This window comes from Actinophytocola sp. (assembly GCF_035712165.1).
Classification (GTDB): domain Bacteria; phylum Actinomycetota; class Actinomycetes; order Mycobacteriales; family Pseudonocardiaceae; genus DASYTH01.
The window spans coordinates 1-22,383 of record NZ_DASTBH010000026.1; the positions used below are offsets into that span (position 1 = coordinate 1).

At 71.6% G+C, this 22,383-nt stretch carries 16 protein-coding genes; 11 read left to right on the plus strand and 5 right to left on the minus strand.

Annotated elements, in window-relative coordinates:
- Positions 1 to 418: 418 nt before the first annotated feature.
- Both VFO68_RS01425 and VFO68_RS01430 read right to left on the minus strand, forming a co-directional pair.
- Complete coding sequence (locus tag VFO68_RS01425; RefSeq protein ID WP_325156272.1) at positions 419 to 1,432, minus strand: LacI family DNA-binding transcriptional regulator; 1,014 nt, start codon at positions 1,430 to 1,432, stop codon at positions 419 to 421.
- Between the two features lie 114 nt (positions 1,433 to 1,546).
- Positions 1,547 to 2,977, minus strand: coding sequence for a glycoside hydrolase family 16 protein (locus VFO68_RS01430; protein ID WP_325156273.1), 1,431 nt, complete (start codon positions 2,975 to 2,977; stop codon positions 1,547 to 1,549).
- A gap of 537 nt (positions 2,978 to 3,514) precedes the next feature.
- Here VFO68_RS01430 and gltB point away from each other — a divergent pair.
- Positions 3,515 to 8,083, plus strand: coding sequence for a glutamate synthase large subunit (gene gltB / locus VFO68_RS01435; protein WP_325156274.1), 4,569 nt, complete (start codon positions 3,515 to 3,517; stop codon positions 8,081 to 8,083).
- Entirely contained in the window at positions 8,076 to 9,587 is a 1,512-nt protein-coding gene (locus VFO68_RS01440) for a glutamate synthase subunit beta (protein ID WP_325156275.1), read from the plus strand. Before gltB ends, VFO68_RS01440 begins: the two co-directional genes overlap by 8 nt.
- A 14-nt stretch (positions 9,588 to 9,601) precedes the next feature.
- Here the strand turns inward: VFO68_RS01440 and VFO68_RS01445 are convergent, their stop codons facing one another.
- Both VFO68_RS01445 and VFO68_RS01450 read right to left on the minus strand, forming a co-directional pair.
- On the minus strand, positions 9,602 to 11,038 hold the full coding sequence (locus VFO68_RS01445) for an alpha/beta hydrolase (protein WP_325156276.1): 1,437 nt from the start codon (positions 11,036 to 11,038) through the stop codon (positions 9,602 to 9,604).
- Between the two features lie 70 nt (positions 11,039 to 11,108).
- Positions 11,109 to 11,525, minus strand: a complete 417-nt coding sequence (locus tag VFO68_RS01450; protein ID WP_325156277.1) for a DUF1801 domain-containing protein — start codon at positions 11,523 to 11,525, stop codon at positions 11,109 to 11,111.
- A gap of 117 nt (positions 11,526 to 11,642) precedes the next feature.
- On the opposite strand from VFO68_RS01450, the gene VFO68_RS01455 reads away from it, so the two are divergent.
- From VFO68_RS01455 to dacB, 5 genes are all read left to right on the plus strand, one after another.
- Positions 11,643 to 12,596, plus strand: coding sequence for a peptidase (locus VFO68_RS01455; RefSeq protein ID WP_325156278.1), 954 nt, complete (start codon positions 11,643 to 11,645; stop codon positions 12,594 to 12,596).
- A 58-nt stretch (positions 12,597 to 12,654) separates the two neighbouring features.
- Entirely contained in the window at positions 12,655 to 13,317 is a 663-nt protein-coding gene (locus tag VFO68_RS01460; RefSeq protein ID WP_325156279.1) for a DUF2461 domain-containing protein, read from the plus strand.
- Between the two features lie 89 nt (positions 13,318 to 13,406).
- Positions 13,407 to 14,831 (plus strand): pyruvate kinase, encoded by a 1,425-nt coding sequence (pyk, locus tag VFO68_RS01465; RefSeq protein WP_325156280.1) that lies wholly within the window; start codon positions 13,407 to 13,409, stop codon positions 14,829 to 14,831.
- Between the two features lie 29 nt (positions 14,832 to 14,860).
- Positions 14,861 to 15,742 carry an acyl-CoA thioesterase II gene (tesB, locus tag VFO68_RS01470; protein WP_325156281.1) on the plus strand — a complete coding sequence of 294 codons (882 nt, stop codon included), beginning with the start codon at positions 14,861 to 14,863 and terminating at the stop codon, positions 15,740 to 15,742.
- A gap of 79 nt (positions 15,743 to 15,821) precedes the next feature.
- Entirely contained in the window at positions 15,822 to 17,354 is a 1,533-nt protein-coding gene (dacB, locus tag VFO68_RS01475) for a D-alanyl-D-alanine carboxypeptidase/D-alanyl-D-alanine endopeptidase (RefSeq protein ID WP_325156282.1), read from the plus strand.
- Between the two features lie 157 nt (positions 17,355 to 17,511).
- Here the strand turns inward: dacB and VFO68_RS01480 are convergent, their stop codons facing one another.
- Positions 17,512 to 17,856, minus strand: a complete 345-nt coding sequence (locus tag VFO68_RS01480) for a hypothetical protein (protein ID WP_325156283.1) — start codon at positions 17,854 to 17,856, stop codon at positions 17,512 to 17,514.
- A gap of 270 nt (positions 17,857 to 18,126) precedes the next feature.
- Here VFO68_RS01480 and VFO68_RS01485 point away from each other — a divergent pair, with 270 nt between their 5' ends.
- The 4 genes from VFO68_RS01485 to VFO68_RS01500 all read left to right on the plus strand — a co-directional run.
- A complete protein-coding gene (locus VFO68_RS01485) occupies positions 18,127 to 18,975 on the plus strand; it encodes a helix-turn-helix transcriptional regulator (RefSeq protein WP_325156284.1) in 849 nt (282 codons plus the stop codon).
- Between the two features lie 22 nt (positions 18,976 to 18,997).
- Positions 18,998 to 19,198, plus strand: coding sequence for a DUF397 domain-containing protein (locus tag VFO68_RS01490; RefSeq protein ID WP_325156285.1), 201 nt, complete (start codon positions 18,998 to 19,000; stop codon positions 19,196 to 19,198).
- Positions 19,199 to 19,380: 182 nt separating this feature from the next.
- Positions 19,381 to 19,560 carry a hypothetical protein gene (locus tag VFO68_RS01495; protein WP_325156286.1) on the plus strand — a complete coding sequence of 60 codons (180 nt, stop codon included), beginning with the start codon at positions 19,381 to 19,383 and terminating at the stop codon, positions 19,558 to 19,560.
- A gap of 35 nt (positions 19,561 to 19,595) precedes the next feature.
- The coding region (locus tag VFO68_RS01500) for an ATP-binding protein (protein WP_325156287.1) at positions 19,596 to 22,383 on the plus strand (2,788 nt) is incomplete at its 3' end.

Consider the following 22,383-nt stretch of genomic DNA (forward strand, 5'->3'; position numbering starts at 1 on the left):
CGGGGCGCCGCCGGCGCCCGGCTCTTCGGTGGAGTTGGGGATTCGGTTGCCGAGTTGGGAACTCGCGTGCTGGGGCGGGCGACTCGCCGATTACCCGGGACCGCTGCCCGGCGAGTCCCCATTTCCAGCCCGGCGAGTTCCCACTTCGCGCCCGCGAGTTCCACGTCAGCGGCGCCGCCCGGCGCCTGCGGCGCCGGGCGCCGCAGGCGCCCGGCTCTTCGGTGGAGGCGGTGAATCGGTTGCCGAGGTGGGGACTCGCGTGCTGGGGCGGGCGACTCGCCGATCGCCCGGAACGCTGCCCGGCGAGTCCCACCTTCCAGCCCCGCGAGTCCCCCGTTCCAGCCCGGCGAGTTCCCATTTCGTGCCCGGCGAGTTCTCCGGGTGCCGGCTGGGCTGGATGGCGACGGAGCCGGGTGGGTCAGGCGGAGTCGCGGGGGATGAGCTCGGTGCGGAGCACCACCGGGTCGCTCACGGGGCCGCCGTTGATCTGGGCGAGCAGCAGCTCGGTCATGGTGCGGGCCTGCTCGGCGATGGGCTGGCGGACCGTGGTGAGTGCCGGCTCGGTGTGCTGGGCCAGCTCAATATCGTCGTAGCCGACCACGGCCACGTCGTCGGGCACCCGACGCCCGGCGGAGCGCAGGGTGCGCAGCGCCCCGACCGCCATCATGTCGTTGGCGGCGAAGACCGCGTCCAGGCCCGGCGCCCGGTCCAGCAGCTCCGCCATCGCCCGCTCGCCGGAGATCCGGGTGAACCGGCCGTAGGCGACCTGGCCACCCGGCTGACCCGCCCGGGCCAGCGCCCGGTGGTAGCCGGTCAACCGGTCGGTGGCGGCGGTCATGTCCGGCGGCCCGGCGATGGTGGCGATGCCGGTACGCCCGGCGGCGATCAACCGTTCGGTGGCCAGCTGCCCGCCACCCACATTGTCACTGTCCACATAGGTCAGTCCGGGCACCGGCCGGTCCGGCCGGCCGCCGACCACCGTGGGCACCCCGGACCGGATCAACAGGTGCGGCAGCGGGTCCTCGGCATGCATGGACGCGAGCAGCACGCCGTCCACGTGGCCGCCGCGCACGTACTCGGCCAGCCGCTCGTGCTCGGCGTCGTTCTGACCGTTGACCAGCACCAGTTGCATCCCGGTGCCGGACAGGGCCTGGCTGGTGGCGATGATCATGCTGGCCAGGTACGGGTCGGCCAGCACGGTGGCGTCGGCCTCGCGCAGCACCATGGCGATGGAGTCGGTGCGCCGCTTGACCAGGCTGCGGGCCGCCCGGTTCGGCACGTAACCCAACTCCGCGACGGTCCGGTCGACCAGGTCCTTCGCCTCGGGGGAGACCCGCGGCGAACCGTTGATCACCCGGGACACCGTGGCCCGGGACACCCCGGCCGCCGCGGCCACGGTGTCCAGCGTGGGGGGCTGTCGCTGGACGCTCATGCCTCCAGCCTAGCGATGGGAGCGCTCTCACCGGTGGAGGTGGGCGGGACGGCCGGCCGGCTCCGCTGGAGGTCCGCAGGGAACGGAGCCGGCCGGCGCCCCCGGTCGACGCACTCAGTGGCCGAACGTGAACCAGTTGAGGTTCACGAAGTCCGCCGGCTGTCCACTTGTGAACGTCAGGTAGACGTCGTGGACACCGGTGACCGGACTGATGTTCGCCGGCACCGTGCGCCAACTCTGCCAGCCGCCGGTGTTGGCGATGGCGAAGCTGCCGACCGGAGCGTTGGTCACGCTGTCCAGCCGCACCTCGACCAGGCCGCTGGCCCCGCCGCCGGCGCCGGACGCCGCCCGGGCCACGAACTGCCGGGCCGGACTCGACCCGAAGTCGATCCCGTTGTACCGGGTCCAGTTGCCGTTGTTGATCGCGCCGATGTTCTGGCCGCCGCCGGAGTCCGTGGTCGCCTCGACGATGACACCGTTCTGCTGCTGGAAGTTCTCGGCCTGCAGCGTGGTGTAGGCGTTGCCGCCGCCGCCACCGGGCGGGTTCGTCGTGGTGGTCGTGGTGGGCGGCTGGCCGCCACCGCCCCTGGTCCACACCGCCACGTAGTCGACCACCATCGGCACGCCGTTCGCGGTGGCCGCGGTCGGGGTGCCGGTTCCGGCCACACCGTTGGGGAAGCTGCCGCCCATGGCGACGTTGAGCAGGATGAAGTACCCCGCGTGGCTGGTCATGTTGTTCCACGTGCCGGCGTCGAACTGGTTCTGGTTCACCTGGTGGTACTGGGTTCCGTCGACGTACCAGCGCAGTTGCTGCGGCGAGACGCCGGCGTCCCACTCGAACCGGTAGGTGTGGAAGGCCGACTGGCAGGACGAGCCGGGGCAGGGCCGGTTGGCGCCGATTCCGGTGAACTCGTTGCACGGCCCACCGGGTGCGACTCCACAGTGGAGCACGCCCCACACGGAGTTGATCCCGTTGACGTTCTCCATGATGTCGAACTCGCCGACCGCGGGCCAGTTGAACGAGCCCCGGTACGGCCCGCCGAGCGCCCAGAATGCCGGCCAGTAGCCAAGTGCGGCGTTGCCGGTCACGTTCGGCATCTGGATGCGGCCCTCGATGCGCAGCAGCCCGCCCGACGGCGGTTTGAAGTTCGCCCGCTGGGTCTCGATCCGGGCCGAGGTCCAGTTGCCGGCGCCGTCCCGGCGCGGGGTGATCCGCAGGTTTCCCGCGCCGTCAAGGGAAACGTTCTGCGTGCTGTTGGTGTAGCTCTGGATCTCGCCGGTGCCCCAGTTGGGCGGGCCGCCGGGATAGCTGTGGCCGAGGTCGAAGATCCAGTTGGCGCCCGAGGGCAGCGTGTTGGCCGCGCCGTTGAAGTCGTCGGAGAAGACCAGCGTGAACCCGGCGTCCGGCGGGGGGACCGCGGCCCGGGCCGACATCGTCAGCGGGATCGTCACCAGAAGGGAGGCGGCGGCGGCTCCGAGGACGAACCGCCACCCGCGACCGGACCGCCGGATGGCCGCCGGGGAGTGCAGGGATGGGCCGGGCATGGTTGACCTCCTTGTCAACCGAGGGGATGCCTGTCCTGTGTTTGTTGCTCGCAACAACAAACTGGGTCCATGAAAGCGCTCTCACCACGCGTTGTCAATGCCCGGGCACGCAGCGGCATCCCCCAGGAGGACGAATACGATCTTTCAGAACCCGCCGCCGGCCGCTGGCGGGGGACTGCTCCATCCGGCGGGTGCCCGCGGGCGACGCCTGCCCGGCGCCGCCGGATCCGACCCGTGCGGCACCCGAGCCCCCGGTGAACCCCCAGGCAGACCGGACAGTGACCAGCGCCGCACACCCGGATCGGGCAACGGCGAGTTATCCTGAGGTTTACGTGAGCTCGCCCGTACGTGGACGTTCGGCGCTATATCGCCTGAAGCATGGTCGGCGTTACGTCGATGACAACAATTCAGTCGCTCGATGGGTGCCTACACGTTTCGGGACTGTTAAGCTCTCGTCAACACGCGGGCCACCGAAGTCCCGCGCCCAGAACCGGTAACGCCGAACTGAGCGCGAGGACGACTGAGGGAGGTCGACGCGTGATCTACTCCGCCTTCCCCACCCCCCAGGGGCTCTACGATCCTGCCCTTGAACGGGACTCCTGTGGCGTGGCGATGGTGGCCGACATACGGGGACGCCGGTCACACGGCATCGTCTCCGACGGGCTCACCGCACTGGCCAACCTCGAGCACCGCGGCGCGGCCGGAGCCGAGCCGACGAGCGGCGACGGCGCCGGCATTCTGTTGCAGCTTCCCGACGAACTGCTCCGGGCCGAGGTGGACTTCGCGCTCCCAGAGCCCACTTCGGACGGTGCGCACACCTACGCCACCGGCATCGCGATGCTGCCGGCCGACCACCAGCCCCGGGCCGCGGCCGTCGAGCTGATCGAGCGGATCGCCAAGGAGGAAGGCCTGGTCCTGCTCGGCTGGCGGGAGGTCCCGGTCGCGCCCGCCCTCGCCGAGGTCGGCCCGACGGCGCTGTCGGTGATGCCGCACTTCGCCATGCCGTTCGTGGCCGGGCAACCCGACCAGGACGGCCGCTGTCCGGGTGGGATCGAGCTCGACCGGATCGTGCTGGGCCTGCGCAAGCGGGCCGAGCGGGAGAGCGTCGCGGCCGGCTGCGGCGTCTACTTCCCGTCGCTGTCCTCGCGCACGCTGGTCTACAAGGGAATGCTGACCACCGCGCAGCTGCCGGTGTTCTTCCCCGACCTGACCGACGAGCGGCTGGCCAGCGCCATCGCCCTGGTGCACAGCCGGTTCTCCACCACCACGTTCCCGTCCTGGCCGCTCGCGCACCCGTTCCGGTTCGTCGCGCACAACGGCGAGATCAACACGATCCGGGGCAACCGGAACCGCATGCGCGCCCGGGAGGCGCTGCTCGCTTCGGACCTGATCCCCGGCGACCTGACCCGGCTCTACCCGATCTGCGACCCGGACGGCTCCGACTCCGCCTCGTTCGACGAGGTGCTCGAACTGCTCCATCTCGGCGGCCGCAGCCTGCCGCACGCGGTGCTGATGATGATCCCGGAGGCATGGGAGAACCACCGCAGCATGGACCCGCTGCGCCGCGCCTTCTACCAGTTCCACTCCAGCCTGATGGAGCCGTGGGACGGTCCGGCCAGCGTGACCTTCAGCGACGGCTCGCTCGTCGGCGCGGTGCTGGACCGCAACGGCCTGCGTCCGGCGCGCTGGTGGCGGCTGGCCGACGACCGGGTGGTGCTGGCCAGCGAGACCGGCGTGCTCGACGTGCCGCCGGACCAGGTGGTGGCCAAGGGCCGGCTGCAGCCAGGCCGGATGTTCCTGGTGGACACCGCGGCCGGCAAGATCGTCGACGACGACGAGATCAAGGCCGAGTTGGCCGCCGCACTGCCCTACGAGGAATGGGTGCACGCCGGCCTGCTCAAGATCGCCGACCTGCCGGACCGCGACCACGTCGTGCAGACCCACGAGTCGGTGATGCGCCGCCAGCTCACCTTCGGCTACACCGAGGAGGAGCTGAAGATCCTGCTCACGCCGATGGCACTGGCCGGCGCCGAGCCGATCGGGTCGATGGGCACCGACACCCCGCCGGCCGCGCTGTCCCAGCGGGCCCGGCTGCTCTACGACTACTTCAAGCAGAACTTCGCGCAGGTGACCAACCCGCCGCTGGACGCCATCCGCGAGGAGATCGTCACCTCGGTGCAGCGCATCATGGGTCCCGAGCAGAACCTGCTCGAGCCGGGACCGGCTTCCTGCCGGCACATCCAGCTGCCCTACCCGGTGATCGACAACGACGAGCTGGCCAAGCTGATCCACGTCAACGACGACGGTGACCTGCCCGGCTTCAGCTGCACGGTGCTGCCTGGTCTGTACGAAGTGGACGGTGGTGGGCCGGCGCTGGCGTCGGCCATCGAGCGGGTGCGCCGGGAGGCGTCGGAGGCGATCGCGGCCGGCGCACGCATCCTGGTGCTCTCCGACCGGGACTCCGACCACCGGATGGCGCCGATCCCGTCGCTGCTGCTGGTCTCGGCCGTGCACCACCATCTGGTGCGCACCAAGGAACGGCTGCGGGTCGCGCTCGTGGTGGAGACCGGCGACGCCCGCGAGGTGCACCACGTCGCGCTGCTGCTCGGCTACGGCGCCGCCGCGGTCAACCCGTACCTGGCCTTCGAGACCATCGAGGACCTGATCGGGCACGGCGCGATCACCGGGATCGAGGCCCGCACCGCGATCCGCAACTACGTCACGGCGCTGGTCAAGGGCGTTCTCAAGATCATGTCCAAGATGGGCATCTCCACCGTCGGCGCCTACACCGCGGCCCAGGTCTTCGAGGCGCTCGGGCTGGCGGGCGACGTGCTCGACGAGTACTTCACCGGCACCATCTCCAAGCTCGGCGGCGTCGGGCTGGACGTGATCGCCGCCGAGGTCTCCGCGCGGCACCGCCGGGCGCACCCGGACAACCCGGCCGGCCGGGAGCACCGCGGCCTCGAGGTCGGCGGCGAGTACGCCTACCGGCGCGAGGGCGAACTGCACCTGTTCACCCCGGAGACGGTCTTCCTGTTGCAGCACGCCACCAAGACCCGCAAGGAGGAGGTGTATCGCCGGTACACCGCCGAGGTCGAGCGGCTCAACCGGGAGGGCGGTGCGCTGCGCGGGATGTTCCGGTTCCGCACCGAAAGCCGCACCCCGCTCCCGATCGACGAGGTCGAGCCGATCGAGTCGATCCTGACCCGGTTCAACACCGGCGCCATGTCCTACGGCTCGATCAGCGCCGAGGCGCACGAAACCCTTGCCATCGCGATGAACCAGATCGGCGGGCGGTCCAACACCGGGGAGGGCGGCGAGGACGCCGCCCGGCTCTACGACCCCAGGCGCCGCTCGGCCATCAAGCAGGTCGCGAGTGGACGGTTCGGGGTGACCAGCGAGTACCTGGTCAACGCCGACGACATCCAGATCAAGATGGCGCAGGGCGCCAAGCCCGGCGAGGGCGGGCAGCTGCCGCCGAACAAGGTCTACCCGTGGATCGCCCGCACCCGGCACTCCACCGCGGGCGTCGGCCTGATCTCCCCGCCGCCGCACCACGACATCTACTCGATCGAGGACCTGGCCCAGCTCATCCACGACCTGAAGAACGCCAACGAGAACGCCCGGATCCACGTCAAGCTGGTCAGCGAGGTCGGGGTCGGCACGGTGGCCGCCGGGGTGTCCAAGGCGCACGCCGACGTGGTGCTGATCTCCGGGCACGACGGCGGAACTGGCGCCTCGCCGCTGAACTCGCTCAAGCATGCCGGCACCCCGTGGGAGATCGGGCTGGCCGAGACCCAGCAGACGTTGATGCTCAACGGGTTGCGCGACCGGATCACGGTCCAGGTCGACGGCGCCATGAAGACCGGCCGCGACGTCGTGGTGGCCGCGCTGCTCGGCGCCGAGGAGTACGGGTTCGCCACCGCGCCGCTGATCGTCGCCGGCTGCGTGATGATGCGGGTCTGCCACCTGGACACCTGCCCGGTGGGCGTGGCCACACAGAACCCCGAGCTGCGCAAGCGGTACACCGGCCAGGTCGAGCATGTGGTCAACTACTTCCGGTTCGTCGCCCAGGAGGTGCGGGAGCTGTTGGCGGAGCTGGGTTTCCGCACTCTCGACGAGGCGATCGGACACGCCGAGGTGCTCGACGTGGACGAGGCGGTCGAGCACTGGAAGGCGGGCGGCATGGACCTGCGGCCGGTGTTCGAGGTGCCGCAGACCCGGTACGGCGCGGCCCGGCGGCGGGTTCGCGCGCAGGACCACGGGCTGGCGCACGCGCTGGACCGGACGCTGATCCAGCTTGCCGAGGCCGCGCTCGAGGACGCCCTGCCGGTGCGGCTGGAACTGCCGGTGCGCAACGTGAACCGGACCGTCGGCACGCTGCTGGGCTCCGAGGTGACCCGCCGCTACAACGCGACCGGGCTGCCCGAGGACACCATCCACATCACGCTGACCGGTTCGGCCGGTCAGTCGCTCGGCGCGTTCCTTCCTTCCGGCATCACGCTGGACCTGGTCGGCGACGCCAACGACTACGTCGGCAAGGGCCTGTCCGGCGGGCGGATCGTGGTGCGGCCATCGCCCGAGGCGCCGTTCGCCGCCGAGCAGCAGGTGATCGCGGGCAACGTGATCGGCTACGGCGCCACCGGCGGTGAGCTGTTCCTGCGCGGCCGGGTCGGCGAACGGTTCTGCGTGCGCAACTCCGGCGCGGTGGCGGTGGCCGAGGGCGTCGGGGACCACGCCTTCGAGTACATGACCGGTGGGCGCGCGGTGGTGCTCGGGACGACCGGGCGCAACCTGGCGGCCGGCATGTCCGGCGGCATCGCCTACGTGCTCGATCTCAACCACGAGCAGGTCAACATGGACATGGTGGACCTGCAGCGGCCCGGCGCGGAGGACCTGCGCTGGCTGCGGGAGATCGTCGCGCGGCATCACCAGCTGACCGGTTCGGCCGTCGCCGCGTCCCTGCTCGGCGACTGGACCAGGCGGGCCAGGGCGTTCACGAAGGTCATGCCCCGCGACTACCAGCGCGTGCTGAGGGCCGCGCGGATCGCCCGGGCCGAGGGCCGCGACGTCGACACCGCGGTGATGGAGGCGTCTCGTGGCTGACCCGAACGGTTTCCTGAAGCACCAACGCAAGGACGCGCCCAAGCGGCCCAAGGCGGACCGGCTGGCGGACTGGCGCGAGGTGTATGTCGAGCTGGATCCGGCCGAGCGGGACGAGCAGGTGCGTGTCCAGGCCAGCCGGTGCATGGACTGCGGCATCCCGTTCTGCCACTCCGGCACCGCCGGCTGTCCGCTGGGCAACCTCATTCCGGAATGGAATGACCTGTCGCGCCGGGCGGACTGGACCGGGGCCAGCGACCGGTTGCACGCCACGAACAACTTCCCGGAGTTCACCGGGCGGCTGTGCCCGGCGCCGTGCGAGACGGCCTGCGTGCTGTCCATCACCCCGGATGCCGGTGGGCCGGTGGCGATCAAGCGGGTGGAGCAGGCGATCGCGGACGTGTCCTGGGAGCGTGATCTGGTCCGGGCCCGCCCGGCGGCGGTGTCGTCGGGCCGCAGGGTGGCCGTCGTCGGCTCCGGCCCCGCCGGGCTCGCGGCCGCCCAGCAGCTCACCCGGGCCGGGCACGAGGTGACCGTGTACGAGCGGGACGACCGGCTCGGCGGCCTGCTGCGGTACGGGATTCCCGAGTTCAAGATGGAGAAGAAGGTCCTCGACCGCCGGCTCGCCCAGCTGCGCGCCGAGGGCACCCGGTTCGTGACCGGCTGCGAGGTCGGCGGACCGTCGCTGCCGGTGGAGCAGCTGCGCGCGTCCTACGACGCGGTGGTGCTCGCCGTCGGCGCGCTGCGCGGCCGGGACGCCCCCGAGATCCCCGGCCGGACCCTGACCGGCGTGCACCTGGCCATGGATCACCTGGTGCCGGCCAACAAGGAGTGCGAGGGCGACGGCCCGACGCCGCTTTCCGCGCAGGGCAAGCATGTCGTCATCATCGGCGGCGGCGACACCGGCGCGGACTGCTACGGCACCGCCACCCGCCAGGGGGCGCTGTCGGTGACCCAGCTCGACCAGTACCCCCGCCCGCCGGACGTGCGCGACGACGAGCGCAGCCCGTGGCCGGTGTGGCCGTGGATCCTGCGCACCTATCCCGCGCACGAGGAGGCCGGCGAACGCCGCTTCGCCATGGCCGTCGAGCGGTTCGTCGGCGACGAGTCCGGCAACGTGCGGGCCGTGGAACTGCGCGAGGTCAAGGTGCGCAAGGACCCCGTGACCGGCGAACGTGAGGTCGTCCCGGTCGGCGACCACGTCGAGGTGCTGCCGGCGGACCTGGTGCTGCTCGCGATCGGCTTCGCCGGCGTGGACCACATGCCGCTGCTGGACGACCTCGGGCTGTCGTTGAACCGCCGCGGCTCCCTGTCCTGCGGCCCCGACTGGCAGACCTCCGCTCCCGGTGTCTTCGTCTGCGGCGACGCCCACCGCGGCGCATCCCTGGTGGTCTGGGCCATCGCCGAAGGCCGCTCCGTCGCCCACGCCGTGGACGCCTACCTCATGGGCGCCAGCGACCTCCCATCCCCCGTCCACCCCACGGCCCTCCCGCTGGCAGTGGTGTAAAGGGCAGCGGATCCTCAGCGGCAGACGGTGTCCGGGGGGAGGGTGCCGGTGGTGAGGAAGTCGGTGACGGTGTTGTCGCCGCAGGGGTTGCCGTTGGCGAGGTAGGCATTGTGGCCGCCGGAGTTGACGATGACGATGTGGGCGCGGTGCAGGAGTGCGATCCGCAGGCGGAGGGCGCCGGCGAGGGGAGTGGCGGGGTCGCGCCGATTCTGGATCATGAGGATGTTGGCCGGGCCGTGCGGGTCGAGGCGGGTGGCCGGCTCGGCGGAGCGGTAGGGCCAGAACGCGCATGGCCGGATGTTGACGGGCATGCCGCCGGTCAGGGGGAAGGTGATCCGGTTGCGGGCGACGTCGCGGGCGTAGTCGTGGTCGGGGCCCGGCCAGGCGACATCGTTGCACGCGGTGGCGGTCTGCACCGCGATCAGGTTCTGGAAGAACTCGGCGGGGGGCGCGGGAATGGCCGGCACCGGTCCGCCGGTCAGCGCCGCGTGCAGGACGGCGGCCAGTTGTGGGAAAGCCGCGTCGGAGTAGAGCGAGTTGAACATCACGGCGCGCAGGGTGGCGCCGGTGAGATCGGGCCGGGGGGCGCGGTCCAGTGTCTCGGCCAGGCGCAGGTACGTGGCCCGGACGGCTTCGGGGGTGGTACCGAGGCCGGCGCCCTGCGCGACGGCCCAGGCGGCGAAGTCGGGGAAGCGGTCCTCGGCGCCGCGGCCGAAGTGGGCCTGCCAGGCGCGGGAGACCCGGCGCGGGTCGGGATCGTCGTTGCTGTCCAGCACGATCCGGTCGGTACGGGCGGGGAACATGGTCGCATACACCGCGCCGACGTAGGTCCCGTACGAGGTGCCCCAGTAGGACAGTCGCGGCTCGCCCAGCACCTGCCGGATCGCATCGATGTCCCTGGCCTCGTTGCGGGTGGTGATGTGCCGCATCAGCGGCCCGCCGTTGCCGGCGCACGCCCGGGCGACCCGGTCGGCGTGCTCGACATTTCCGGAGATGTCACCACCGGGTCCGGGCCAGGGAAGGAAGACCGCCGGGGCGATGTCGGCGGGCGCCAGGCCGCAGGAGACCGGCGTGCTGTGGCCGACGCCGCGCGGGTCGAACCCGACGATGTCGTAGCGATCCAGCACCTGCTGCGGCAGCCGCACCCCGTGCGTGCTCGGCCGCGCGAGGCCGGAACCGCCCGGCCCGCCCGGAATCAGCAGCAGCACACCCCGGCGGGTCCCGGGCTTCGCGGTGCGGATACGCGACACGGCAAGAGAAATCCGCTCGCCATCGGGTTCGCGGTAGTCCAGCGGAACCCGCACCGTCGCACACTCCTGCCGCGCGTCCAGCACAGCGCCGGGCACAGCCGGACACGGTCCCCATCCGGCGCCGGACTCGGCCATCGCGACCGGCATCCCGGACCCCACCAGCATCGTCACCAGCAGCGCTACCCGCGTGATCTTCCGCATCGGGCCAGCCTTGACGACCAGCCGGGCGCCAACCATCCTGCCAACCCCCGTAACCGGGGTAGGGCAGGCCCTACTCGACCAGCTCCCCGGGTGGGTGGGCGGCGGCGTCCTTGAAGAGGCTGACCAGGGTGTCCCGGTCGAGGTCGGCGAGGCGTTTGAAGCGGATGCAGCTCTTGCCGATGGAGGCTTTGGGGAGGCGGGGCCGGTAGGTCTCGGCGAGGTAGCCGTCGGCGACGACCGCCGCGACGTAGAGGGAGATGTAGTTCTTGTTGCTGGCGAAGGAGATTATCGCCGAGTCGCCTTCGCGGCCGGAGGCGTACCGGTAGTGGTAGGCGCCGTAGCCGGGCATGCCGAACCGCATGGTGGGAGCCAGGTCGGGCACCGCCTCCCGGATCAACTCGTGCAGGGCGCGCAGATCCGTGCGGCGAGGTTCGGGGAGAGCGTCGAGGTACTGCTCATGCGTCGCCGCGGTGGTCTTTCCGTGCATGCCTGAAGGCGATCACATCCAAGTGGCAATTGTCAGCCCCTATGGGCGGTATGTCGCCCAATTGGTCACTGTTAGCTTCCGACGCACTACCGGACCTTCTTGGAGGTAGATAACGAGATGAAGCGGACCATGATTGTTCTGGCGGCGGCATTACTCGGGCTGGCGGGATTGGTCGCGCCGGCGGGGGCGGCCACAGCGACGGTGCATCCGGCGGCGACGACGCAGGCGGCCGCGGACGCGGTGGCGGCGTACTGGACTCCCGAGCGGATGCGGCAGGCCGTGCCGCTGGACAGCCTGCTCGACCCGGTGGACGCCAAGCGGTTGCGGGTGGACGTGCCGCGGGGCGCGCCGCAGGTGGTGGCGCCGACCCCGGCCGACGTCACCCCGCTGGCATTCCCCAACGGCGGTTCGGCGTGGACGGGCGGCGGGGCCATCGTCAACACCGCGGGCCGGGTGTTCTTCACCTTCCAGGGACGCAATGCCTCGTGCAGCGGCAATGCGGTGACCAGTGCGAACAAGAGCACGATCATCACCGCCGGGCACTGCGTGAAGCTGGAGGGCGCCTTCCACACCAACTGGACCTTCGTGCCGGCCTACAACAACGGCACCGCGCCGTTCGGGACCTGGGCCGCGCGGGCGACCATGGCCACGCCGCAGTGGGTGGCCAGTGAGGACATCAACTTCGACGTGGGCGCCGCGGTGGTGAACACGCTGAACGGGCAGAGCCTGACCGACGTGGTCGGCGCGCAGGGCGTCTCGTTCAACCAGCCACGCGCCCAGGCCATGTACGCCTTCGGCTGGCCCGCGGCCGCGCCCTACGACGGCACCCGCATGATCTACTGCAGCGGCAACACCTTCAACGCGTTCCTGAGCAACGGCATCGGCCTGACCTGCAACATGACCGGTGGCGCCAGCGGCGGCCCGTGGCTGCGCCAGTTCAACGAGGCCACCGGGGCCGGACTGGTGAACTCGGTGAACAGCTACAAGATCAATTTCATTCCGACCTGGATGTTCGGACCGTACTTCGGCACCGACGCGCAGAACCTCTACAACTCGGCCCAGGCTGCCTGATCCCGATGGCCGGCGGCGGCCGCGGGGTCCGCCGCCGGCCGTCGTAGGCTGCCCGTTCGTGACGTTCACCGGGTTCGGCGAGCACGCCATCGACTTCTTCGACGGGTTGGAAGCGGACAACTCCAAGCCTTACTGGGAGGACCACAAACCGATCTACGACGCCGACGTGCGCGCTCCGATGGAGGCGCTGCTCGCGGTCCTGGAGAAGGAGTTCGCCGGCCAGTTCGGCTCGGCCAAGGTGTTCCGTCCCTACCGGGACGTCCGGTTCGCCAAGGACAAGACTCCCTACAAGACCCACTGCGGCGGGGTGATCGAGCAGGGCCGGGGCGCGGGCGCCTACTACGTGGAGGTCAGTTCGCTCGGGCTGCGGGTGGGGGGCGGTTGCTTCCACCTCGAGCCCGACCAGATCGCCCGCTACCGGGTGGCGGTCGCCGACGAGATCCGGGGCGAGCGGCTCGGTGCGATCCTGGCCAAGCTCGCCAAGCGCGGTTGGGAGATCAAGGGCGACCGGCTCAAGAGCCGGCCGCGCGACTACCCGGCCGACCATCCGCGCATCGACCTGTTGCGATACCGGTCGGTCTATGCGGTTTCGCAGTGGGATCCGGACGACGTGCTGCACGAGCGCGCCTGCCTGGACCGGGTGCGCAAGGCGTTCCGCGAGTTGCGGCCGTTCAACGAGTGGGCGGCCGACCACGTAGGGGTGGCCGATTCCGGTCGGTAGCCGGTTTGCCGAAGGTCCACCGAAACGAAACCAACCTACTTACGGGTACTTCGGGATCGTTCCAGGAAATCGGACTACGCTCCCTAGCCGTGAACCGTCGCGCGAAAATCGTCTGCACCCTCGGCCCGGCCACGTCCACTGCGGAAAAGGTGGCCGAGCTCGTGGCGGCGGGTATGGACGTAGCCAGGATGAACTTCAGCCACGGCAGCCGGTCGGACCACAAGCAGGTGTACGGCCTGGTCCGGGCCGCGTCCGACGAAACCGGACATGCCGTCGGCATCCTGGCCGACCTGCAGGGCCCGAAGATCCGGCTGGGCACGTTCGCCGCCGGCCCGGTGGAGTGGAAGACCGGCGAGGTCGTCCGGATCACCGTCGAGGAGGTGGCCGGCACCCACGATCGGGTGTCCACCACCTACAAAGGCCTGGCCCGGGACGCCAAGCCCGGCGACCGGCTGCTGGTCGACGACGGCAAGGTGGGCCTGGTGGTCCAGCGGATCGAGGGCCAGGACGTGGTCGCCGAGGTGACCGAGGGCGGCACGGTCAGCAACAACAAGGGCCTCTCGCTGCCCGGCATGGACGTCTCCATCCCGGCGCTGTCCGAAAAGGACGTCGAGGACCTGGAGTTCGCCCTGCAACTCGGGGTCGACTTCATCGCGCTGTCGTTCGTCCGCTCGCCGGCCGACATCGACCTGGTGCACCAGGTGATGGACCGGGTCGGCCGGGGCCGGCTCCCGGTGATCGCCAAGCTGGAGAAGCCGGAGGCGGTCAGCAACCTCGAGGCCATCGTGCTGGCCTTCGACGGGATCATGGTGGCCCGGGGCGACCTCGGCGTCGAACTGCCGCTGGAGCAGGTGCCGCTGGTGCAGAAGCGGGCCATCCAGATCGCCCGGGAGAACGCCAAGCCGGTCGTGGTGGCCACCCAGATGCTCGAGTCGATGATCAACAACTCCCGGCCGACCAGGGCCGAGGCCTCGGACGTGGCCAACGCGGTGCTGGACGGCGCCGACGCGGTGATGCTGTCCGGGGAGACCAGCGTCGGCCGCTACCCGGTCGAGACCGTGCGCACCATGAGCAAGATCATCGAGGCGGTGGAGCAGGAGTCCACTGTGGTCCCGCCGCTGTCGCACGTGCCGCGCACCAAGCGGGGCGTGATCTCCTACGCCGCCCGGGACATCGGCGAGCGGCTCAACGCCAAGGCGCTGGTCGCCTTCACCCAGTCCGGCGACACGGTGCGCCGGCTGGCCCGGCTGCACACCCCGCTGCCGCTGCTCGCCTTCACCCCGGAGCAGAGCGTGCGCAGCCAACTCGCGCTGACCTGGGGCACGGAGACGTTCATCGTGCCCAGCGTGGAGTCCACCGACCAGATGGTCCGCCAGGTCGACACCTCGATGCTCACCATCGGGCGGTACCAGCCGGGCGATCTTGTGGTGATCGTCGCCGGGTCGCCACCAGGCACGATCGGCTCGACTAATCTGATCCGCGTGCACCGGCTCGGCGAGGAGGACCACGCCTAGCGCCTGAGAGACACAGCGGGAGGGTTCGAATGGGTGAGGCGGACCCGACTGCCGGGCAACCGGTCCTGGACCGGCTGGTCGACCTGCTCGACCTGGAGCGCATCGAGGAGAACATCTTCCGCGGGGTGAGCCCGCCCAGCGCGACCGTGCGGGTGTTCGGCGGGCAGGTGGCCGGGCAGGCCCTGGTGGCGGCCGGCCGCACGGTGCCGGACGAGCGCCGGGTGCACTCGCTGCACGCCTACTTCATCCGGCCGGGCGACCCGAGCGTGCCGATCGTCTACGACGTGGACCGGATCCGGGACGGGCGCTCGTTCACCACCCGGCGGGTGGTCGCGATCCAGCACGGCAAGGCGATCTTCTCGCTGTCCGCGTCGTTCCAGGTCGAGGAGCCCGGTCTGGACCACGCCGAGCCGATGCCGGACGTGCCCGGCCCGGAGGACCTGCCGACCCGGCTGGAGAGCCTGGGCGACCTGGCCGAGAAGCTGGGCCGGGCGGCCACCATGCCGCGCCCGATCGACATCCGGTACGTGACCGAGCCGCCCTGGCGGTCCCGGGACCGGGGCCCGCGCGCCGACGCCCGCAGCCAGGTCTGGATGCGCGCCGACGGCAAACTGCCCGACGACGCGCTGCTGCACGTGTGCGTCCTGACCTACGCCTCGGACATGACCATGCTGGACGCGGTGCTGGCCAGGCACGGCGTGTACTGGGGCACCGACAAGGTGGTCGGGGCGAGCCTGGACCACGCGCTGTGGTTCCACCGGCCGTTCCGGGCCGACGAGTGGTTCCTCTACGACTGCCACTCGCCCAGCGCGTCCAACGCCCGCGGCCTGGCCACCGGGCGGTTCTTCACCCGGGAGGGCGAACTGATCGCCACCGTGGTGCAGGAGGGTCTGCTCCGCGTCAACCGGTGAAAGTCAACAATTGTCGTAACCGGATCGAAGTAGGAAAATCGTCGCCCAGACGAAGTTCCTCCGACGGTCTGGAGTGGTCATGCGGCAGTCCTTGCGATTACTGGCCGGAATGCTGGTCGCGGTCACGGCCCTGACGGGGGTGGCCGGCGCGCCGGTCGCCGCCCAGGACCGGGGCTCGCTGGCCGGTGACCTGGACGCGATCCTGGCCAACCCGGGCCTGGCCGGCGCGGACGTGGCGCTGGTGGTGCGCACGGTGGACGGCCAGGAGCTCTACCGGCGCGGCAGCGACCGCCGCCAGCAGCCGGCCTCCAACGCGAAACTGGTGACCTCGGCGGCCGCGCTGGAGGTGCTCGGCCCGGACTACCGGTTCGGCACCACGGTCGGCGCGACCGGCCGGCTGGCCGCCCGGGTGCTGCACGGGGACCTGTACCTGCGCGGCACCGGCGACCCGACCATGCTGGCCGCCGACTACGACAGCCTGGCCGCCCAGGTCGCCGCGGCCGGGGTCCGGCTGGTGACCGGGAACCTGGTCGCCGACGACTCCTGGTTCGACGGCGTGCGCCTGGGCACCGGCTGGGCCTGGGACGACGAGCCGTTCTACTACGACGCGCAGGTGTCCGCGCTGACCGCGGCGCCGGACACCGACTTCGACGCCGGGTCGGTCATCGTCCGGGTCAGCCCGACCACGGCCGGCGCGCCGGCCCGGGTGGAGACCGTGCCGCCGACCGACCACGTGCGGATCGTGAGCAGCGCGGTGACCGGGGCGGCCGGCACCGGCTCGACGGTCTCGGTGGACCGTGAGCACGGCACCAACACCATCACGGTGAGCGGCTCGGTGCCGGCCGGCGCGAGCCCGGTGCAGGAGTGGATGGCCGTCTGGGACCCGACCGGCTATGCCGCGTCGCTGCTGCGCGCGGCGCTCGGCGCGCACGGGGTGCGGGTGCTCGGCCGGACCACCCGCGGCGTGACCCCGCCGGCCGCGCGCACGCTGGCCGAGCGGCGGTCGATGCCGCTGTCGGAGCTGCTGGTGCCGTTCATGAAGCTGAGCAACAACCTGCACGCGGAGATCCTGATGAAGGCCATGGGCCGGGCCAGGTCCAACGAGGGCAGCTGGAACGCGGGGATCGCGGCGGTCCGCGGGGTGCTGCCCGGGTTCGGCATCGACCCGGCCCGGCTGTCCCTTCTGGACGGTTCGGGCCTGTCCCGGATGGACCAGATCTCGCCCGACCAGCTTGTCGCGTTGCTGATCGCGGCCCGGAGCCGGCCGTGGTACCCGGTCTGGTACGCCGCGCTGCCGGTGGCCGGGGAACCGGACCGGATGGTCGGCGGCACGTTGCGCAGCCGGATGCGAAATACGCCCGCGGCGGGCAACGTGCATGCCAAGACCGGTTCACTCACCGGGGTCAGCAGCTTGTCCGGGTACGTGACCGCCGCCGACGGGCAGGCGCTGGTGTTCTCGATGGTCACCAACAACTCCGTGGGCATCAGCCTCAAGCCGATCGAGGACGCGGTCGCGGTGCGGTTGGCCTCGCCGGGTAGTGCGGCGGCGGCGGTCCGGGCCGACACCGGGCCGGAGCCGGACGGCGAATGCAGCTGGCGCAAGGCCTGCTGACAGAGCAGAGAGGAGGGCCCGGGACCGTGTCGGCGGGAGTTGGTCCCGGGCCCTCTCGATCGTCGGGCGACTCGGGGGGATTCCGGGGAGACGGGTCGCCCGACACGAGACGTGGATTGGGGGGCGGAACCACGTCTCGTGCTGGGGGTGCTGCGCCCTATCCGGGCGCGCCAAGCTGGTTGCGGAGGTCCGCGGCGACGTCGAGCAGGTCCGGCGGGCGCGGATCGTCCTCGGTGACCAGCAGGCAGAGGTGGGCGGTCAGGTAGGCACGGCAGGGCGCGGGGGCACGGCGCAGCAAGCGGGTCCGGCACCTGCGGCACCGGCCGCGCTCGTCCGGCTCATGCTCGGCGAGCGCGGACCGCAGCGCCTCGACGATGCGGGGAAGCTCGAGCCGGGCCAGGGCCCGGGCGTTGTCGCCCTCGGCGTGCTGCGAACGTTCGATCACCCCATCCAGGTAGTGGTGCAGCGATGACTGCAGGTGACCGAAGATGGAGCTGTACACCGGACTTCCCATTCCCAACGTGGCATAGCGTGTCATTGCGACGGACCCGTGGCCGGGCCATTGGTGTCCTGCATGTCCGGGATCGCCGGACCCGAGGAAATCCGTTGAGTCAACAGAAGCTTGCTCCAGGGCATACCCTTTCTGCAAGTTGCAGTACCCGGGTGGGTGATGGTGACTTCTCGCTCCGCGACGAAAGCCACCCTGAGTAGACACAGCTCAGGAGCGGATACGACCATGTGTCGCACAAGTCGAGCAACGAGGTGATCACCCATGGCGCGAGGTAACAGTCCGACGGTCCGGCGGCGACGGCTCGCCAGCGAGCTGCGCCGGCTGCGCGAGGCCGCCAGGCTGACTATCGACGAGGTGGGCGAGAAGCTGGAGTGCTCGGCTTCCAAGATCAGTCGCATCGAGACCGGCCACGTCGGAGTCACCCCCCGTGACGTGCGGGACATGCTGGAGCTGTACGCGCTGCCCGAGGACCAGCGCGAGGTTCTGGTGCAACTGGCCCGCGAGGCCCGCAAGAAGGGTTGGTGGCACGCCTACAACGAGGTGTTCACCGGAGCCTTCGTCGGCCTGGAGTCGGACGCCTCGTCGCTGCGCGCCTACCAGGCACTGCTGGTGCCGGGTCTACTCCAGACCGAGGACTACACCCGGGCCGTGATCAAGGCGATCGCACCCGACCACAGCGACGAGATCGTCGAACGCCGGGTGACCGCCCGGCAGAGCCGGCAGAAGCTGCTGACCGACCCGCAGCCGCCCGAGTACTGGGTGATCATGGACGAGGCGGTGCTGAACCGCACGGTCGGTGGCAAGGAAGTCATGCGCGGGCAACTGCTCCGGTTACTCGAGACGGCCGAGATGCCGCACGTGACCCTGCAGGTGCTGCCGTTCGACGCGGGCGCGCACGCCGGCATGGAGGGACCGTTTATGATCCTGGGCTTCCCCGAGCAGGCGGACCCCGACGTGGTGTATGTGGAGAACACCACAGCCGGGTCCTATTTGGAGGAGCCCTCCGACGTCCATCGGTATACGTTGATGTTCGACCACTTGCGAGCGACCGCTCTCAAGCCGGCGGACACTCTGCTGATGGTCAAGCAAGCGGCCGAACGGCTGACCTAATTGGAATTGAAGGGAGCGGGGCGTGACCGTTTCTGACCTCGAAGGCGCCACGTGGCGGAAGAGCAGCCGCAGCGGTGCGGGCAACGACTGTGTTGAGCTGGTCGTGGGCAGAAGCGGCGCAGCGGTGCGCGACTCCAAGAACCCTGAGGCGGGCCGGCTGGCCTTCGCCACGTCGGGCTGGCAGTCGTTCCTTGGACTCGTCAAGGACTCGGGGAGCCGCTGAGCGGCGCACGACGCTGCGCCGTCGACACAACTGACCAGGCGCGACCAACGGACCGCGGCACCTAAGGGTGTCGCGGTCCGTCGGGTAAGGGGTCCGGCAGGCCCAGGTGTAGGTGATCGCCCGATGCCCGGCCCGGTACCTCAGGACGAACCTCAGAGTCGGTAGGAAACCGACGAACTGAGGTGATCGAAGTGGAGTGGACTCCCGAGGTGGTCCGGGCCGAGGTCGACCGCCGGCACGAGGTTGCCCGGCACAGCGCGCTGGTCCGCGCGGCACGCGAGGCCGCAGGCGTGCGCACGCCGTGGTGGCGGCGGACGCGCCCGCACGAGGCGGACGAGGAGAACCTGGGTAGCGCGGCATAGGGGCGCGGGCTTGAGGATGTGACAGCATGCTGGACATGCCGCGTCTCGGGTCCGGGATTCCCCTGGTGGCTCGCAGCCGGGAGCTGGACCGGCTGCGAGCCGCTTTCGAACAGGCCGCGGGCGGGTCCGCGGCGGCGGTGCTGATCGCGGGGGACGCGGGGGTCGGCAAGACCCGGATCACCGAGGAACTGGCCGGTCTGGCCGCGGACAAGAACGCCCTGGTGCTGACCGGGCGTTGCCTGGACGCCACCGAGACCGGCCTGGCCTACCTGCCGTTCGCCGAGGCGCTGGCCCTGGTCCCGGACCGGGAGGGCGCGGTCGCCGCGCATCCCCGGCTGGCCACCCTGTTCCCGGAACTGGCCCTGCCCGACTCGCCGGGGCCCGGCGCCCTGGTGACCGGCCTGCCGCTGTCGCTCGGCGGCGGGGACCCGCGCGGCGCGAGCCGGCCGGAGCAGGACATCGGCCAGCTCCAGCTGTTCGACGCCGTGCACGGGCTGCTCGGCGACCTGGCCGCGGTGAGCCCGGTGGTGCTCGTCCTGGAGGACCTGCACTGGGCGGACGGTTCGACCAGGCGGCTGCTGTCCTTCCTGTGCTCGCGGCTGCGCTCCCAGCGGCTGCTGCTGGTCGGCACCTACCGGGGCGACGACCTGCACCGCCGGCACCCGCTGCGGCCGCTGCTGGCCGAGCTGGTTCGGCTGGCCGCCGTCGAGCGCCTCGACCTGGGCCCGTTCAACGAGGCCGACGCCCGCGACTTCGTGGCGGCGCTGGCCGAGGACCGGCTGCCGGTGGAGAAGGTGCGCGAGGTCGCCGCCCGGTCCGAGGGCAACGCGTTCTTCGCCGAGGAACTGCTCGCGATGTACGTCGAGTCCGGCTGCGGGCTGCCGGCGACCCTGGTGGACGTGCTGCTGGCCAGGGTGGAGCAGCTGGCCGCGGACGCGCAGCAGGTGATCCGGGTCGCGTCGGTGGCCGGGCGGCAGGTGCCGCACGCCCGGCTGCGGGCCGTCGCGGGCCTGTCCGACGCCGCGCTCGAGGAGGCGCTGCGGGAGGTGGTGCAGCACCACATCCTGGTGCCGGCCCAGGGCGGCCCGAGCCAGGTCGACGCCGCCTACGCGTTCCGGCACGCGCTGCTGCGCGAGGCGGTGTACGGCGACCTGCTGCCGGGTGAGCGGGTCCGGCTGCACGCCGCCTACGCCCGGCTGCTGGCGACCGAACCGCCCGGCCGGGGCATCGCCGCCGCACTGGCCCACCACAGCATGGCCAGCCACGCGCTGCCGCGGGCGCTGGCCGCATCGGTGACCGCGGCCGAGGAGGCCGGCCGGCTCGGCGCGCCCGCCGAGGCGCTGGAGCACCTGGAACGCGCGCTCAACGTGTGGCACGCCGTGCCGCCCGAGGAGCGCCCCGAGGGCATCACCGAGCTGGACCTGCTGCGCCGGGGGTCCTGGTGGGCGAGCACCTCGGGCGACCCGGAGCGTTCGGTGGCGTTCGCCCGCTCGGGGGCGCGGGCGGCCGAGGGCGGCCCGCCGGAGGTCGCCGCCGAGTCACTGCGCAGGCTGGCCAAGTCGCTGGCCGCGCTGGACGGCAAGGAGGACGAGGCCACCGAGGTGATCGAGCGGGCCTGGGCGCTGATCGGGGACCGCCCGTCGAGCTACGTCAAGGCCTGGGTGCTGGCGGTGTACGCGGTGATCGAACGGCAGGCCGACCGGTGCGAGTCCGCCCGGGAGCGGGCCGGCCTCGCCATCCGCACCGCCCGCGAGGTGGGGGCGCCGGGGCCGGAGGCCGACGCGCTGACCACGCTGGCCGCGCTGGACGAGTCGGCCGGACTGATCGAGCAGAGCCGCGAGCTGCTGATCGAGGCCATGCGCCGGGCCACCGACGCCGGCGCGCTGACCACGGAGCTGCGCGCCCGGCACTACCTGGGCATCAACCGCTACGAGCAGGGGCTGCTGGACGAGGCGGTGCCGGTGATCGACGACGGCGTGGCCCGGGCGGCGAAGACCGGGCTGGCCTGGAGCGGTTACGGCCTCGAGCTGCGGATCATGCAGGTCACCGTGCGCTACGTGACCGGTGACTGGGACGGCGCGCAGGCCGCGGCCGAACCGCCGGGGCACCGGGTGTCCAGCACCGTCTCGGCCCGGCTGGCCGCCGCCGGCGCGCCGCTGCTGGTCGGCCGGGGACAGCACGCCGAGGCCGGGCGGCTGGTGACCGAGCTGCGCCCGATGTGGTCCCGGGAGGTCCTGATCGCCCTGACCATGGGCGTGGTGGGCGCCGAGCTGGCGGCCTGGCAGGGCCGCCCGGAGCAGGGGGTCGCCGCGGTGCTCGAGGCCCTGGAGCTCGCCCGGGTGCACGACATGTGGCTGCTGGCCGGGATCCGGCTGGGCGCGGTGGGGGTGTCCGCCGCCGCCGACGCGGCCGCGCGGGCCGCGACCCGCCGGGACACCGCGGCGCAGCAGACCGCGCGGGAGCAGGGGGAGCGGCTGGCCGACCTCGCCCGCGGGACCGCGGAGCACGGCCGGCCGCGCACCGGCGAGCTGGGGCCGGAAGGCCGGGCCTGGCTGCGCCGCGCCGAGGCCGAGGCCAGCCGGCTGACCGGGTCCGGCGACCCGGTCCGGTGGCAGGCCGCGGTCGACGGGTTCGGCTACGGCGCGGTGTACGAGCAGGCGATCTGCCGGTGGCGGCTGGGCGCGGCGCTGCTCGGCGTGGAGGACCGGGACCGGGCCGCCGAGGAACTGCGCGGCGCGCACGAGGTGGCGGTGCGGCTCGGCGCCCGGCCGCTGCGCGACGCGGTGGCCCGGCTGGCCCGGCGCGCCCGGATCACCCTGGGCG

Coding starts and splice junctions, on each gene's coding strand:
- VFO68_RS01425 (WP_325156272.1), bottom strand. CDS start 1,432: ATGAGCGTCCAGCGACAGCCCCCCACGCTGGACACCGTGGCCGCGGCG.
- VFO68_RS01430 (WP_325156273.1), bottom strand. CDS start 2,977: ATGCCCGGCCCATCCCTGCACTCCCCGGCGGCCATCCGGCGGTCCGGT.
- VFO68_RS01445 (WP_325156276.1), bottom strand. CDS start 11,038: ATGCGGAAGATCACGCGGGTAGCGCTGCTGGTGACGATGCTGGTGGGG.
- VFO68_RS01450 (WP_325156277.1), bottom strand. CDS start 11,525: ATGCACGGAAAGACCACCGCGGCGACGCATGAGCAGTACCTCGACGCT.
- VFO68_RS01455 (WP_325156278.1), top strand. CDS start 11,643: ATGAAGCGGACCATGATTGTTCTGGCGGCGGCATTACTCGGGCTGGCG.
- tesB (WP_325156281.1), top strand. CDS start 14,861: ATGGGTGAGGCGGACCCGACTGCCGGGCAACCGGTCCTGGACCGGCTG.
- dacB (WP_325156282.1), top strand. CDS start 15,822: ATGCGGCAGTCCTTGCGATTACTGGCCGGAATGCTGGTCGCGGTCACG.
- VFO68_RS01485 (WP_325156284.1), top strand. CDS start 18,127: ATGGCGCGAGGTAACAGTCCGACGGTCCGGCGGCGACGGCTCGCCAGC.